General features: G+C 72.6%; 15 protein-coding genes. 9 read left to right on the plus strand and 6 right to left on the minus strand.

Annotation, left to right across the window (positions count from 1 at the left end; translation table 11 throughout):
• The first annotated feature begins 70 nt into the window (after positions 1-70).
• Positions 71-1,027, plus strand: coding sequence for a methylmalonyl Co-A mutase-associated GTPase MeaB (gene meaB, locus QFZ64_RS23965; protein WP_307068977.1), 957 nt, complete (start codon positions 71-73; stop codon positions 1,025-1,027).
• Between the two features lie 80 nt (positions 1,028-1,107).
• On the opposite strand, the gene QFZ64_RS23970 is transcribed toward meaB, so the two are convergent.
• The gene (locus QFZ64_RS23970) at positions 1,108-1,782 is read right to left on the minus strand and encodes a PepSY domain-containing protein (RefSeq protein WP_307068979.1); all 675 of its coding nucleotides are present in this window, start codon (positions 1,780-1,782) and stop codon (positions 1,108-1,110) included.
• A gap of 136 nt (positions 1,783-1,918) precedes the next feature.
• Here QFZ64_RS23970 and QFZ64_RS23975 point away from each other — a divergent pair, with 136 nt between their 5' ends.
• Together QFZ64_RS23975 and QFZ64_RS23980 are read left to right on the plus strand one after the other, a co-directional pair.
• Positions 1,919-2,581, plus strand: a complete 663-nt coding sequence (locus tag QFZ64_RS23975) for a response regulator transcription factor (RefSeq protein ID WP_307068981.1) — start codon at positions 1,919-1,921, stop codon at positions 2,579-2,581.
• Entirely contained in the window at positions 2,578-4,290 is a 1,713-nt protein-coding gene (locus QFZ64_RS23980) for a HAMP domain-containing sensor histidine kinase (RefSeq protein ID WP_307068983.1), read from the plus strand. The genes QFZ64_RS23975 and QFZ64_RS23980 overlap by 4 nt, the downstream gene beginning before the upstream one ends.
• Positions 4,291-4,314: 24 nt before the next feature.
• Here QFZ64_RS23980 and QFZ64_RS23985 read toward each other — a convergent pair whose 3' ends face one another.
• From QFZ64_RS23985 to QFZ64_RS24000, 4 genes are all read right to left on the minus strand, one after another.
• Complete coding sequence (locus QFZ64_RS23985) at positions 4,315-4,791, minus strand: MarR family winged helix-turn-helix transcriptional regulator (RefSeq protein ID WP_307068985.1); 477 nt, start codon at positions 4,789-4,791, stop codon at positions 4,315-4,317.
• Between the two features lie 112 nt (positions 4,792-4,903).
• On the minus strand, positions 4,904-5,716 hold the full coding sequence (locus QFZ64_RS23990) for an AIM24 family protein (RefSeq protein WP_373430768.1): 813 nt from the start codon (positions 5,714-5,716) through the stop codon (positions 4,904-4,906).
• 29 nt (positions 5,717-5,745) lie between these two features.
• Complete coding sequence (locus QFZ64_RS23995) at positions 5,746-6,396, minus strand: AIM24 family protein (protein ID WP_307068987.1); 651 nt, start codon at positions 6,394-6,396, stop codon at positions 5,746-5,748.
• 1 nt (position 6,397) lies between these two features.
• The gene (locus tag QFZ64_RS24000) at positions 6,398-6,991 is read right to left on the minus strand and encodes an AIM24 family protein (protein ID WP_307071846.1); all 594 of its coding nucleotides are present in this window, start codon (positions 6,989-6,991) and stop codon (positions 6,398-6,400) included.
• A 264-nt stretch (positions 6,992-7,255) separates the two neighbouring features.
• On the opposite strand from QFZ64_RS24000, the gene QFZ64_RS24005 reads away from it, so the two are divergent.
• Together QFZ64_RS24005 and QFZ64_RS24010 are read left to right on the plus strand one after the other, a co-directional pair.
• Positions 7,256-7,600 (plus strand): DUF3817 domain-containing protein, encoded by a 345-nt coding sequence (locus QFZ64_RS24005; protein WP_307068988.1) that lies wholly within the window; start codon positions 7,256-7,258, stop codon positions 7,598-7,600.
• Positions 7,597-7,947, plus strand: coding sequence for an MTH1187 family thiamine-binding protein (locus QFZ64_RS24010; protein ID WP_307068990.1), 351 nt, complete (start codon positions 7,597-7,599; stop codon positions 7,945-7,947). Before QFZ64_RS24005 ends, QFZ64_RS24010 begins: the two co-directional genes overlap by 4 nt.
• On the opposite strand, the gene QFZ64_RS24015 is transcribed toward QFZ64_RS24010, so the two are convergent.
• Positions 7,875-8,933 (minus strand): DUF5937 family protein, encoded by a 1,059-nt coding sequence (locus tag QFZ64_RS24015; protein ID WP_307068992.1) that lies wholly within the window; start codon positions 8,931-8,933, stop codon positions 7,875-7,877. The two genes, QFZ64_RS24010 and QFZ64_RS24015, sit on opposite strands and share 73 nt — an antisense overlap.
• Positions 8,934-9,003: 70 nt before the next feature.
• Between QFZ64_RS24015 and QFZ64_RS24020 the strand changes: the two genes are divergently transcribed.
• The 4 genes from QFZ64_RS24020 to QFZ64_RS24035 all read left to right on the plus strand — a co-directional run bounded on the left by QFZ64_RS24020 (position 9,004) and on the right by QFZ64_RS24035 (position 13,175).
• Positions 9,004-10,377, plus strand: coding sequence for an MFS transporter (locus tag QFZ64_RS24020; RefSeq protein WP_307068994.1), 1,374 nt, complete (start codon positions 9,004-9,006; stop codon positions 10,375-10,377).
• A 22-nt stretch (positions 10,378-10,399) separates the two neighbouring features.
• Positions 10,400-10,909 carry a MarR family winged helix-turn-helix transcriptional regulator gene (locus QFZ64_RS24025; RefSeq protein ID WP_030379991.1) on the plus strand — a complete coding sequence of 170 codons (510 nt, stop codon included), beginning with the start codon at positions 10,400-10,402 and terminating at the stop codon, positions 10,907-10,909.
• A 76-nt stretch (positions 10,910-10,985) separates the two neighbouring features.
• Positions 10,986-11,327, plus strand: a complete 342-nt coding sequence (locus QFZ64_RS24030; RefSeq protein ID WP_307068996.1) for a DUF3817 domain-containing protein — start codon at positions 10,986-10,988, stop codon at positions 11,325-11,327.
• Positions 11,328-11,474: 147 nt separating this feature from the next.
• The gene (locus QFZ64_RS24035; RefSeq protein ID WP_307068997.1) at positions 11,475-13,175 is read left to right on the plus strand and encodes a methylmalonyl-CoA mutase; all 1,701 of its coding nucleotides are present in this window, start codon (positions 11,475-11,477) and stop codon (positions 13,173-13,175) included.
• The last annotated feature ends 129 nt before the right edge of the window (positions 13,176-13,304 follow it).

Genomic DNA, 13,304 nt, shown 5'->3' on the forward strand with positions numbered 1-13,304 from the left:
TGTTCTTCTGTAGGTCTGTAGGTCTGTAGGCCTGCTGGTTTGTCGGTCCGCTTGTCCGAACGGAGCTGTGATGCAGGACGTCGCCACGCTGGTCGCCCGGGCGAGGGAGGGCCGGCCGCGTGCCGTGGCCCGGCTGATCTCCCTCGTGGAGGGGGCGTCCCCGCAGCTCAGGGAGGTCATGGCCGCGCTCGCCCCGCTCACCGGCGGGGCGTACGTGGTGGGGCTGACGGGGTCGCCGGGCGTCGGCAAGTCGACGTCCACGTCCGCGCTGGTCACCGCCTACCGGAAGGCCGGGAAACGGGTCGGTGTGCTCGCCGTCGACCCGTCCTCCCCGTTCTCCGGGGGCGCGCTGCTCGGTGACCGGGTGCGGATGTCGGAGCACGCCTCCGACGCGGGCGTCTACATCCGTTCGATGGCGACGCGCGGGCACCTGGGCGGCCTCGCCTGGGCCGCGCCCCAGGCGATCCGGGTGCTGGACGCGGCGGGCTGCGACGTGATCCTCGTCGAGACGGTCGGCGTCGGGCAGTCGGAGGTCGAGATCGCCTCCCAGGCCGACACCTCGGTGGTGCTTCTCGCGCCCGGGATGGGCGACGGCATCCAGGCCGCCAAGGCGGGCATCCTGGAGATCGGCGACGTCTACGTCGTCAACAAGGCGGACCGCGACGGCGCCGACGCGACCGCCCGCGAGCTGAACCACATGCTGAGCCTCGGCGAGGCGCGGGGCCCGGGCGACTGGCGTCCCCCGATCGTCAAGACGGTCGCGGCGCGGGGCGAGGGCGTCGAGGAGGTCGTCGAGGCGCTGGAGAAGCACCGTGCGTGGATGGAGGAGCGGGGGGTCCTGGCCGAGCGCCGCAGGGCGCGGGCGGCCCGCGAGGTCGAGACGATCGCCGTCACGACGCTGCGCGAACGCATCGGCGACCTCCACGGCGACAGGCGCCTGAGCGCGCTGGCGGACCGCATCGTGCAGGGCGAACTGGACCCCTACCGGGCGGCGGACGAGCTGGTGGAGGGCTTGGTGGGGGGCTGAGAACCGCGTCCCGCGAGGGGGCGCGGGGGACGGGAAGGGGCGGCGGGGGCGAGAGAAAGCCCCCCGGCCACCCCTGTCCGTCACGGGTGACCGGGGGTCACTCCCGCACCCCGCAACCCGACCGTCCAGTCCCGCTCCCCACCGCCGGAGGCGACCGTCTCCGCCTCCCATCCGCGCTCGTCCAGTTCCACGGACGTCACCGCCCCCTTCGACGCGGCCGCCCGCGCCGCCTCCTCCGCCGACGTCGAGGCTCCCTTCAGCGCGGCGCGCGCCTCCGTCACGTCCTCCGCGTCCTCGTGCTCGACACGTACCGCCCGCACCTTCCCGGTGTCCGGGTCCACCCGTACGTCACGCCAGGAGTCGTCCGCGGACAGCACCTCCACCGACCAGACCGAGTCGTCCAGCTCCGCCCGCACCACCGCGCCCGGCGTGTGCCGCAGGGCGGCGGCGATCGCCTCGGCGGCGGTCACCCCGGCGGAGGACACGGCGACGGAGTCGTCGTCGCGCCCGTCCCGGCCGTGGTGACGTCCGTGGTCGTCGCGTCCGTCGTCGAGTCCGTCGTGGTGTCGCCCGTGGTCGTCGAGTCCGTCGTGGTGCCGGGCGTTCACCCGGTCGTCCGCACCGGATCCGGGCGCGCCCGATGCGGCCACGTCCGACCCCGCTCCACCGTCGTCCGCGACGGCCAGTGCCGTCGCCGTACCGCCTCCCACCAGCACCGCCGCCGCGACGACCGCAAGTACGATGTTCCGCTTCATGCCGCTCCTCCATGAGGTCGGGTGGACCCCGGAACCGTCCGGGGCCGATGACACGGACCACCGTCGCCCACCCGTGCTGAACGCAGCCTGAAGCCACCTGAAGAACCCTTCAGGTTCTCTCTGTCACGCTGGGCGCGTGCGCCTGTTGATCGTGGAGGACGAGAAGCGGCTCGCCCTGTCGCTCGCGAAGGGCCTGACCGCCGAGGGCTACGCCGTGGACGTCGTCCACGACGGACGCGAGGGCCTGCACCGGGCCGGCGAGGGGCCGTACGACCTGGTGATCCTCGACATCATGCTGCCCGGCCTGAACGGCTACCGGGTCTGCGCCGCCCTGCGCGCCGCCGGCCATGACGTGCCGATCCTCATGCTCACCGCGAAGGACGGCGAGTACGACGAGGCCGAGGGCCTGGACACCGGTGCCGACGACTACCTCACCAAGCCGTTCTCCTACGTCGTCCTCGTCGCCCGGGTGAAGGCCCTGCTGCGCCGCCGCGCCCGCCCGGGCCCCTCACCCGTGCACGTCCGCGGCGGCCTCACCGTCGACACCGCGGCCCGCCGCGTGCTGTGTGACGGCGCCGACGTCGCCCTGACCGCCAAGGAGTTCGCCGTCCTGGAGCACCTGGTGCTGCACCCGGGAGAGGTCGTCTCCAAGGCCGACATCCTCGATCACGTCTGGGACTTCGCCTACGACGGCGACCCCAACATCGTCGAGGTGTACATCAGCGCCCTGCGCCGCAAGCTGGGCGCCGAGCGCATCCGCACCGTGCGGGGTGCCGGGTACCGGCTGGAGGCACGGTGACCCGGCGGCGGCCGTTCGGCTCCGTCCGGGCCCGGGCCACGCTCGCCGCGAGCTGCGTGGTGGCCGTCGCGCTGCTGGCCGCCGGGGCCGCGCTGGTGCTCTCGCTGCGCGCCAACCTCGTCGGTCAGGCGGACACCCAGGCCGAGTCCGCCGCCCGTCGGGTCGCCTCCCAGCTCGCCGCGGGCATCGCCTACGCCAGGCTCGACTGGCCGGACGAGGAGGACCATCCGGTGGCGGTCGAGGACGAGCGGGGCCGGACGGTGGCGGCCGGTGAGGACCTGCGCGCCGTCGACGGCACCCCCGTGCACGTCGCACGTACGGCTCCCACCGCCCCCACGTCCGCTCAGGCGCCCACCCCGAGCGCCGCCGGCACGGGGTCCGGCTCCGCAGGGTCCGCAGGGTCCTCCGGCAGGTCCGGCTCTTCCGGGAGCTCGGACGACGACGGCTCCGGCGACGACTCGGACGACCACGGCGGCGGCCGTACCGACGACCACGGCGGAGGCCGCTCCGACGACCACGGCGGCGGCCGCGACGACGACGGTTCCACCGGCCGCGACCAGGCCGACCAGGCCGACGGGAAGGACGAGACCGACGACGACCCCGCCGTCGGCGAGATCTCCGACGACGTCACGCACACCGTCGGCACCGCCACCGTCGACGACGGCACCCGCGACTACCGGTTCGCCGCGCTGGAGGTCACCACCCCCGGCGACGTCACCCTGACCGTCCGGGCCGGTGCCCCGCTCGACGCCGAGCGCGGCGCCGTGAACACCGCCCTGACGACGCTCTCGGTCGGGCTGCCCCTGCTGCTGCTCACCGTGGCGGGCGTGACCTGGCTGGTGACCCGGCGCGCGCTGCGCCCGGTGGAGGACATCCGCGTGGAGATGGCCGCGATCACCGCCTCCGAGGACCTGGCCCGCCGGGTCCCGGTGCCCGGCACCGGCGACGAGGTCGCCCGGCTGGCCCGTACGACCAACCGGACCCTCACCGCGCTGGAGGCGTCGGTGGAACGGCAGCGGCGGTTCGTCGCGGACGCCTCGCACGAGCTGCGCAGCCCGCTGGCCTCCCTGCGCACCCAACTGGAAGTGGGTGCCGCCCACCCCGCGCTCCTCGACGTGGACGGGGCCGTCGAGGACACCGTACGGCTGCAGCACCTCGCCGCCGATCTGCTGCTGCTCGCCCGGCTGGACGCGGGGGAGCGGCCGGGGGACGCGCGCGTCCCGCTGGACACGCTGGCGCGGGAGGCGGCACGGGGCCGGAAGGGCGTCGTCGTCGAGGAGACTGAGGAGGCTGAGGGAGCGAGCGCGGCCGAGGGGGCCGAGGGGGTCGCGGTCGTCGGGTCCCGGGGGCAGCTGGCCCGGGTCCTGGCCAACCTGCTGGACAACGCCGCGCGGCACGCCCGGCAGCGGGTCACGGTGACGGTCCGCCGGGAGGGCGGGCACGCCGTCCTCTCGGTCGCGGACGACGGGCCCGGCATCCCCGCCGACCAGCGCGAGCGCGTCTTCGAGCGGTTCGTCCGACTGGACGACGCCCGCGCGCGTGACGACGGCGGTACGGGGCTGGGGCTGGCCATCGCCAGGGACATCGCCCGCCGCCACGGCGGCACCCTGACGGCCACGGAGGCCCCCGGCGGCGGAGCCCTCCTCACCCTGCGTCTGCCGACGGCGGACCAGGGCCTCTCAGCACGGACGCGGGCCCACGGCCCCTGACGCTCCCGGGACCGCAGGGGAACATCACGGTTTGCCGCGCTGCGTCCGCAGCCGCTCCGCCACCGGCCGCAACGACGTACGCAGATGCTCCAGATCCTCCTCCGACAGCAGATCGATGAAGTGCCGCCGCACGGAGGCGACATGGTGCGGCGCCACCTTCCGCATCATGTCCGTGCCGTGCTCGGTGAGCACGGCGAAGAGCCCGCGCCGGTCGGACTCGCAGTTCTCGCGCCGCACCAGGTCGGCGTTCTCCATGCGGGTGATCTGGTGCGAGAGCCGGCTCTTGGACTGCATGGTCGCGGCCGCCAGGTCGCTCATCCGCATCCGGACGCCCTCCGACTCGGAGAGATTCACCAGGATCTCGTAGTCGTTCATTGTCAGGCCGAACGGCTGCAGGTCCTTCTCTAGCTGGTACGTCAACAGCCTGTTGACCTCCAGGTGGGTGCGCCAGGCGCACTGCTCCGCATCGGTCAGCCAGCGGGTGGCCGTCTCGGTCTCCATGGATGAAGTCTACCTAAAAGGTTGAATGGCGAACTAGTGAGGGCGGTGACGTCGATGACGTGCGCCGATGGGTACGTGCACCCGTTCGACGTCACCCTCCGCAGACTACCGCTCACAGCCCGAAGCGACGCTGGAGGTCACCGAGCTGTCCGGGAAGACGCGATCCCCCGGCCCCCTGCCCCTGGCCCCCGGGTGCCCCGCCCCCGCCGGGCACGCCCGGTTCCGGCGGCACCGCCCCCGTGGCCTGCTCCGCCATCAGTGCCTCGGAGGACTGCAGCAGCACCGTGCCCGCCCCGACGAACTCGAACTGGTGCTCCTCGCCGGAGGCCCCGCCCAGGCCCGTCATCGCACGTAGACCGCCCATCACGCCCGTCAGATAGCCGTGGTCGTAGTGGTGGCAGGGGGAGGGGCAGTCGGCCCAGCCGACCAGGGCCTGCGGGTCCACCCGGATCGGCGGTTCCATGAACACCACCGGCCCGTTGGACGCCGCCACGAACTTCCCCGTACCGATGAGCGTCAGGAACCCCGGAACGATCGACTGCTTCAGCGCGAGAGTTGGCTGAAAAGCGAGAAGGTTGCCTGAGCGAATGGTCAGGTTGCCCTCCTCCAAGTCATACGAATTCACGTCGAAGGCCCGGTCGGCGAGGAGCATCTTGCCCGAGCCCTCCGCCACCACCCAGTCGCTCGCGTGCAAAGGCGAATGGAACGACGTACGCACCAGACGGTCCAGCCGGCCGTGCCCGATGCCGTTGAAGTCGATCGACCCGTAGTAGGCGATCATCTTCCCCTTCTGCAGGAACCACTGGCCGCCCTTGAGCTCCACGCAGAAGGTGTACGCGTTCACGTTGTCGTCGACCGGCAGCGTCAGGGGGTCGTGAACCGTCGGCCCGCCCGGCATCCCGGGACCGCCGACTCCGCCGGGCATCCCGCCCCCGCCGGCCATTCCGTAGCCGCTCACAGCTTCTCCTCCGAGGCCTGCACGTACACCGAGCCGTTGCCGCTCAGCTCCAGCTGGAAGGCCTCGCCCGAACCGCGGCCCACCATGTCCCGCCAGCCCAGCGCCGTCGACAGTCTGTTGCGTACGTCCCCGTGGTGGGCGACGTAGGCCTGCGGGTCCACATGGACCGGGCGCTGCGGGGTGATCGGCACCTCGAACACTCCGCCGTGCGCCATCACCGCCACCGCGCCGTGCCCCTTCAGGCTGGTGGTGAACAGGCCCTGCCCGGTGACCTGCCCGCGCACCATGCCCATCACCCCGCCCTGCGAGCCGAGGAACACCGTGCCCTGCTGGAGCGAGCCGTCGAAGGCGAGCAACCGGTCCGCCTCCACGTACAGCGTGTCCCCGGCGAGCCGTATCACCTGCACGTGGTGGCCGCCGTGCCCGAACAGCACCGTGCCGCTGCCCTCCACCGTCATCAGCGGCGTCGCCTCGTTCGCCACCCGGCGGCCGATCATCGACATCAGCCCGCCCTGACCGCCCTGCATGTTGGGTGTGAAGGACACCTCCCCCTTGTACGCGAGCATCGCGCCGCGCTGGCTGAACAGCCGCTCCCCGGGAGCCACGGTCGCCTCGACCATCTTGGAGTTGATCTCACGGAACGCCATCTCACACATCCCCCGCGATCGTGTTCCGCTCGCTCGGCTGCACGTACACCAGGCCGTCCCCCTCGAACCGGATCTGGAACGCCTCGCCACCGCCCTCGCCCATGAAAGTGCGGAACGTCACCCCCGACTGGAAGGACTGCCGGACGTTCCCCTGGTGCGCGATGTACGCCCCCGGGTCCACCGTCAGCGGGTACTGCGCGCTCACCCGCAGCACCACCGCCGGACCGTCCGACAGCAGCGCCGCCTGTCCGTGCCCCTCCACCGTGGTGGTGAACAGGCCGTTGCCCTGCGAGGCGCCGCGCAGTCCCGTGAACGTCGTACCCGTGCGCAGGCCGGCGTCCGTCACGAGCAGATTGCTCGACTCGACGTACAGCTTGTCCCCCTGGAGGGAGACGAGGTTTATCTCGGAGGCGCGGTCGGCGAACCAGCAGGTGCCGTGCCCGCGCGCCTCCATCACGGTCATCTGTTCGCCGGTGAGCCGCCGGGTCACCATCCCCCGCAGGCCCTCACCGCCGCCGCTGAGCTTCTTGAAGGCGATCTGCCCGTCGTACGCGACCATGGAGCCGTTCTTCGCCTTCACGGCGTCGCCGGTCATGTCGACGGCCAGCACCTTGCTGCCTTGGAGTCGGAAGGTTGCCACGTTGCGAAGGTAGCCGTGCCGAGGGTGGAGACAACACCACCCGTGGGTGGATCCCGACCCGGAACCCGCCCCTAGGGGACGCCCCGGTACCCCCTGAGGAAGGGCGCGACCCGGGCAGTGCCAGAATGGGGCCCACGCTTGTGCGTCCGTTCACAAGCCGTGGCGCGTCCGCGCCGTGCACGCCCGCCCCGTCATCCGACGTCTCCCACGAGGTGATCCGTGGACATCAAGACCGCCACCGCCCTGCGCCGACTCCGCCTGGTCTCCGCCCCCGAGGCCGTCTCCTTCCTGCTCCTTCTCGTCTGCTCCGTACTGAAGCGGACCACGGACTTCAACGCGGTGCCCGTGATGGGCGCGGTCCACGGAGTCCTCTTCATCCTCTACGTGATCTTCTGGGCCGACGCCTGGAACCGAGCCAAGTGGGGCCCCGGCACCGCCGCGCTCTACTTCGTCCTCTCCGTCCTGCCCACCGGCGGTTTCTTCGCCGAGCGCAAGCTGCGCCGCGAGGCCGAGGACGCCGTGATCGCCGCCCGTGCCCGCCGCGAAGGGGTGGTCGGCGCATGATCGTCGCCTTCTCCGTGACGCCCCTGGGTGTCGGCGAGGACGTGGGCGAGTACGTCGCCGACGCCGTCCGCGTCGTCCGTGCCTCGGGGCTGCCGCACCGCACGGACGCCATGTTCACCTCGATCGAGGGCGAGTGGGACGAGGTCATGGACGTCGTCCGGCGCGCCGTGGCCGCGGTCGAGGCACGCGCGCCGCGCGTCTCCCTCGTCCTGAAGGCGGACATCCGCCCCGGCGTCACCGACGGCCTCACCAGCAAGGTCGCCACGGTCGAACGTCACCTCTCCGAGAACCCGGCGCCCTCCGGAGACCCGGAACCTTCGGAGAACCCGGTGCCCTCCGGGGACTGAGCGAAGCCGCCCCCCGCCGCCAGCGCGATCCCGAGCGGTGTGCGCTCGTACAGCACCTGGTGGCCGTAGCGCCGCGACAGCAGCAGCCCGGCCTCGCGCAGCGTCGTCAGATGCGCCGAGACCGACGAGGGCGCGAGCCGCAGCCGGTGGGCGAGCGCGGTGGTGCTGGCCGGCTCGTCCAGCGCGGCGAGCACGGCCGCCCGGCCGCGCCCCAGCAGCCGTACCAGCGCCTCGGGCGTCCCCGCGGCCGGCTCCGCCCACAACCCGCCGATGCCGCGCGCCGGATAGACGAGCGTCGGCTGCCACGGCGGCTCGAACGTGCTGACGACGTCCGGCCACACGAAGACGCTCGGCATCAGCACCAGGCCCCGCCCGTCCAGCCGCCGCTCGTGCTCACCCCGGTACTCGACGGTCAGCGTCCCCGCATGCCAGCCGAACCGCCGGTTGATCTCCGGCAGCAGCCCCCCGAGCCCCACCTCGGCCAGCCGCCGCGAATGGAACGCCACGTCGGCCTCCAGCAGCGCCCGCAGCCGGGGCCAGTCCGGGGCGACGAGCGTGTACCAGACCTCCTCCACGGCATCGGCCAGCTCCCGGATCATCCGGGCCGGGTCCGCCAGCCAGGCCCGGCCGCGCTCCGAGGCGAGCGCCCCCGGCGTGTCCGCCAGCGACCGCGCGGTCTCCTCGCGCGCCGCCTCGGGATCGGCCGCGCGCACCGCGGCGATCTCCTCCTCGAACCGGGCCGCGGGCCCGATCGGCGGCGGCGCCAGCCAGTCCGGGGTGTTCCCGAAGCGCGGCATCAGCAGCCACAGCGGCGTGAGGTCCAGCCGCGCCGCGGCCGGTGCGACCCGCCGCAGCCAGCGCGCGTGGTACCCGTGCCGCTCCGGCCGCTTCAGCGTCCGTACGACGTCCTGCGTCTCCCACAGGGGCGACAGGGCGAACCGGCAGGACAGGAAGTCCTCCTCGGCGAAGTGCAGCCGCGACGGCACGGACACCTCCAGGATTCGGCGACAGCCGAAACTCTAGGTGCCGCGACGGGCGGGGCCCCACGCTGTTCCCATGCCCGAGGACGAACATTCCCGACAACGACCGTTTCCGACGACGGCCACACCCGAGAACGACCGGCCGGGGACGGCCACGCCCGAGAACGCGCACCCCCCTGCGGATACGGCCCCGGGCGCGGGCCCCGGCGGCTACACCCGCGTCCTGCGCATCCCCGAGTACCGCGCGGTCTTCGTCGCCCACACACTCTCCCTCCTGGGCGTCGTCGTCAGCGAGATCGCCCTCTCCGTCCTCGTCTACGACCTCACCGGCTCGCCCCTGCTCAGCGCGCTGACCTTCGCACTCGGCTTCCTGCCGTACCTCGTCGGCGGCACCCTGTTCGCCGGGGTCGCCGACCGGTTCCCGGCCCGCCGCGTCCTGGTCGTCTGCGACCTGGTCTGCGCGGCCTGCGTGGCCGTCATGGCCGTCCCCGGCACCCGTATCGGCGTCCTGCTCGCCCTGCGCTGCGCGCTCGCGGTCGTCTCGCCCGTGTTCCAGGGCACCCGCATGGCGACCCTCACCGACGTCCTCGGTGACGGCGACCTCTTCGTGCTCGGCCGCTCGCTGCTGCGGATCGTCTCCCAGACCGCCCTCCTGTCCGGCTACGGCTGCGGCGGGCTGCTGCTCACGGTGCTCACCCCGCGCCACGCACTGCTGATCACCGTCGCCACCTTCCTCTCCTCGGCGCTGCTGCTGCGGCTCGGCACCCGGCGCCGCCCGGCCCGCGCCGGCCGCGGCGGCGCCCCGGCCGACGGACCGCTCACCGGTGCCCGGCGGGTGCTCGCCGACCGCCGGACGCGTGTGCTGCTCCTGCTGTTCTGGGTGCCGCCGATGTTCTGTGTCGTCCCGGAGGCGCTGGCCGCCCCGTACGCCGACCGGATCGGCGCCGGGTCGACCGGGCTCGGGCTGCTGATGTGCGCGCTGCCCATCGGCACCATCGCCGGTGAGCTGTTCGCGGGGGCGCGGTTGCGCCCCGCCACCCGCGAGCGCGTCGCGCTGCCGCTGATCTGCTGCATGCTGCTGCCCTACCTCGGCTTCGCCCTCGCCCCCGGCCTCGGCTGGACGATGCTCCTGCTGGTGCTCACCGGCGCGGGGTCCGCGTACACGCTGGGCCTGGACCAGTGGTTCGTGGCCGCGGTGCCGAAGGAGCTGCGGGGCCGCGCGATGACGCTCAACACGGCCGGGCTCATGACCGTGCAGGGCATCGGGATGGCGCTGGCGGGCGTCGTCGCGCAGTTCGCGGGAGTGCCCGCCACGGTGGCAGGCGCGGGGGCGATCGGCACGCTGACCTGCGTACTGCTGGCGGCCGCGGCCCGACGCGGAGCCGGCCCGGCCGATGCCTACCGAAAGAATGAGCGACCGAACCGCGAGACGGGGCTGACCAGCATGTGACCGGCCGGTAAGGTCTCATGCCGTGCCAAAGCCCCTCGGTCTCTCCTTCGACCCCATCGCGCGCGCCGACGAACACTGGAAGCAGCGGTGGGGCAGCGTGCCCTCCATGGCGGCGATCACCTCGATCATGCGGGCCCAGCAGATCCTGCTCGCCGAGGTCGACGCGGTCGTCAAACCGTACGGACTGACGTTCGCGCGGTACGAGGCGCTGGTGCTGCTCACGTTCTCCAAGTCGGGAGAACTGCCGATGTCCAAGATCGGCGAGCGGCTCATGGTGCATCCGACCTCCGTCACCAACACCGTCGACCGGCTGGTGACGTCGGGCCTGGTCGCCAAGCGCCCCAACCCCAACGACGGCCGCGGCACCCTCGCCTCCATCACCGACAAGGGCCGCGAGGTGTGCGACGCCGCCACCCGCGAGCTGATGGCGATGGACTTCGGGCTGGGCGCGTACGACGCGGAGGAGTGCCAGGAGATCTTCGCGATGCTGCGGCCGCTGCGGGTGGCGGCGCACGACTTCGAGGACGAGTGACCGGACCCCCGAGGGGTGTCGTACGCCACCGGGGGCGCCCGAAGATCGGCCCCCGGCGGTCGTTACGCTCGTACGCATGAAGAAAAGCGTGCTGACCCGCTACCGCGTCATGGCCTACGTCACCGGTGTGCTCCTGGTCCTGCTGTGCCTCAGCATGATCGCCAAGTACGGGTTCGACGTCGACGGCGCCGCGGACTTCACCCGGGTCGTCGCCATCGCGCACGGCTGGCTCTACGTCGTGTACCTCGTCTTCGCCTTCGACCTGGGCGCGAAGGCGAAGTGGCCGGTCGCCAAGCAACTGTGGGTGCTGCTCGCGGGCACCGTGCCGACCGCGGCCTTCTTCGTGGAGCGCAGGATCAGCCACGAGCTGGAGCCGAAGCTCGCGCAGGACGCGGCACCGGCGACCGCCAAGGCCTGAGTCCTCGGCAGTCGGGGCCCGAGGCCCGGCAGCCGAGGCCCGAGCGCCTTCCCGGGGCCCGGCGCAGCGGCTCCGCGCCGCCGTACGGACACACGTACGGCGGTCCCCCATCGACATTTACTTGGACGTCCTAGTAAATTCGAGGGTATGGACGCTGACGCCATCGAGGAGGGCCGCCGTCGCTGGCAGGCCCGCTACGACGCCTCCCGCACCCGGGACGCGGACTTCACCACGCTCTCCGGCGACCCCGTGGAGCCGGTCTACGGGCCCCGGCCCGGCGACACCTACGAGGGCTTCGAACGGATCGGCTGGCCGGGGGAGTACCCCTTCACCCGCGGCCTGTACCCGACCGGCTACCGCGGCCGGACATGGACCATCCGGCAGTTCGCCGGGTTCGGCAACGCCGAGCAGACCAACGAGCGCTACAAGATGATCCTCGCCAACGGCGGCGGAGGACTGTCGGTCGCGTTCGACATGCCCACCCTCATGGGCCGCGACTCCGACGACCCGCGCTCGCTCGGCGAGGTCGGGCACTGCGGGGTGGCGATCGACTCGGCAGCCGACATGGAGGTCCTGTTCAAGGACATCCCGCTCGGCGACGTGACGACCTCCATGACGATCAGCGGCCCCGCCGTGCCCGTCTTCTGCATGTACCTGGTCGCCGCCGAGCGCCAGGGCGTCGACCCCGGCGTCCTCAACGGCACGCTCCAGACGGACATCTTCAAGGAGTACATCGCGCAGAAGGAGTGGCTCTTCCAGCCCGAGCCGCACCTGCGCCTCATCGGCGACCTGATGGAGCACTGCGCCGCCCGCATCCCCGCGTACAAGCCGCTGTCCGTCTCCGGCTACCACATCCGCGAGGCCGGCTCCACGGCCGCGCAGGAGCTCGCCTACACCCTCGCGGACGGCTTCGGGTACGTCGAGCTGGGGCTCTCCCGCGGCCTCGACGTGAACGTGTTCGCCCCCGGGCTGTCCTTCTTCTTCGACGCGCACCTCGACTTCTTCGAGGAGATCGCCAAGTTCCGGGCCGCCCGGCGCATCTGGGCGCGCTGGATGCGGGACGTGTACGGGGCGACGTCGCAGAAGGCGCAGTGGCTGCGCTTCCACACCCAGACCGCCGGGGTCTCGCTGACCGCGCAGCAGCCGTACAACAACGTGGTGCGTACGGCGGTGGAGGCGCTGGCGGCGGTGCTGGGCGGCACCAACTCGCTGCACACCAACGCGCTCGACGAGACCCTCGCGCTGCCGAGCGAGCAGGCGGCGGAGATCGCGCTGCGCACGCAGCAGGTGCTGATGGAGGAGACGGGCGTCGGCAACGTGGCCGACCCGCTGGGCGGCTCCTGGTACGTCGAGCAGCTCACCGACCGGATCGAGGCGGACGCGGAGAAGATCTTCGAGCAGATCAGGGAGCGGGGGCAGCGCGCGCACCCGGACGGGCAGCACCCCATCGGCCCGATCACCTCCGGCATCCTGCGCGGGATCGAGGACGGCTGGTTCACCGGCGAGATCGCGGAGTCCGCGTTCCGTTACCAGCGGGCGCTGGAGAAGGGCGACAAGCGGGTCGTGGGCGTCAACGCCCACACCGGGTCGGTCACCGGCGACCTGGAGATCCTGCGGGTCAGCCACGAGGTGGAGCGCGAGCAGGTACGGGTGCTCGGCGAGCGGCGGGCCGCGCGGGACGACGCGGCGGTACGAGGCGCGCTGGACGCGATGCTGGCGGCGGCGCGGGGCGGCTCGAACATGGTCGAGCCGATGCTGGACGCGGTGCGGGCGGAGGCGACGCTGGGCGAGATCTGCGGCGCGCTCCGCGAGGAGTGGGGCGTCTACACGGAGCCCCCGGGCTTCTGACCCTCCGCCGAGGACTCGTCGAGGGGCGCGGGGCCGCCGGGCGCGCGCGGCCCCGCGCCGCCTCACGTCGTCCCTCGCCCTCTCACACCCGTCCGTGATGCGGGAACCTCGCGGACCGTGGGCACGGCC

The sequence above is a fragment of the Streptomyces sp. B3I8 genome, assembly GCF_030816915.1.
In the GTDB taxonomy this organism is placed as follows: domain Bacteria; phylum Actinomycetota; class Actinomycetes; order Streptomycetales; family Streptomycetaceae; genus Streptomyces.

Excerpts from the sequence above, each read along its gene's own strand:
- meaB (WP_307068977.1), top strand. The coding sequence starts at position 71 with ATGCAGGACGTCGCCACGCTGGTCGCCCGGGCGAGGGAGGGCCGGCCG.
- QFZ64_RS23970 (WP_307068979.1), bottom strand. The coding sequence starts at position 1,782 with ATGAAGCGGAACATCGTACTTGCGGTCGTCGCGGCGGCGGTGCTGGTG.
- QFZ64_RS23985 (WP_307068985.1), bottom strand. The coding sequence starts at position 4,791 with ATGGAGACCGAGACGGCCACCCGCTGGCTGACCGATGCGGAGCAGTGC.
- QFZ64_RS23990 (WP_373430768.1), bottom strand. The coding sequence starts at position 5,716 with ATGCCCGGCGGAGTCGGCGGTCCCGGGATGCCGGGCGGGCCGACGGTT.
- QFZ64_RS23995 (WP_307068987.1), bottom strand. The coding sequence starts at position 6,396 with ATGGCGTTCCGTGAGATCAACTCCAAGATGGTCGAGGCGACCGTGGCT.
- QFZ64_RS24000 (WP_307071846.1), bottom strand. The coding sequence starts at position 6,991 with ATGACCGGCGACGCCGTGAAGGCGAAGAACGGCTCCATGGTCGCGTAC.
- QFZ64_RS24010 (WP_307068990.1), top strand. The coding sequence starts at position 7,597 with ATGATCGTCGCCTTCTCCGTGACGCCCCTGGGTGTCGGCGAGGACGTG.
- QFZ64_RS24020 (WP_307068994.1), top strand. The coding sequence starts at position 9,004 with ATGCCCGAGGACGAACATTCCCGACAACGACCGTTTCCGACGACGGCC.
- QFZ64_RS24030 (WP_307068996.1), top strand. The coding sequence starts at position 10,986 with ATGAAGAAAAGCGTGCTGACCCGCTACCGCGTCATGGCCTACGTCACC.
- QFZ64_RS24035 (WP_307068997.1), top strand. The coding sequence starts at position 11,475 with ATGGACGCTGACGCCATCGAGGAGGGCCGCCGTCGCTGGCAGGCCCGC.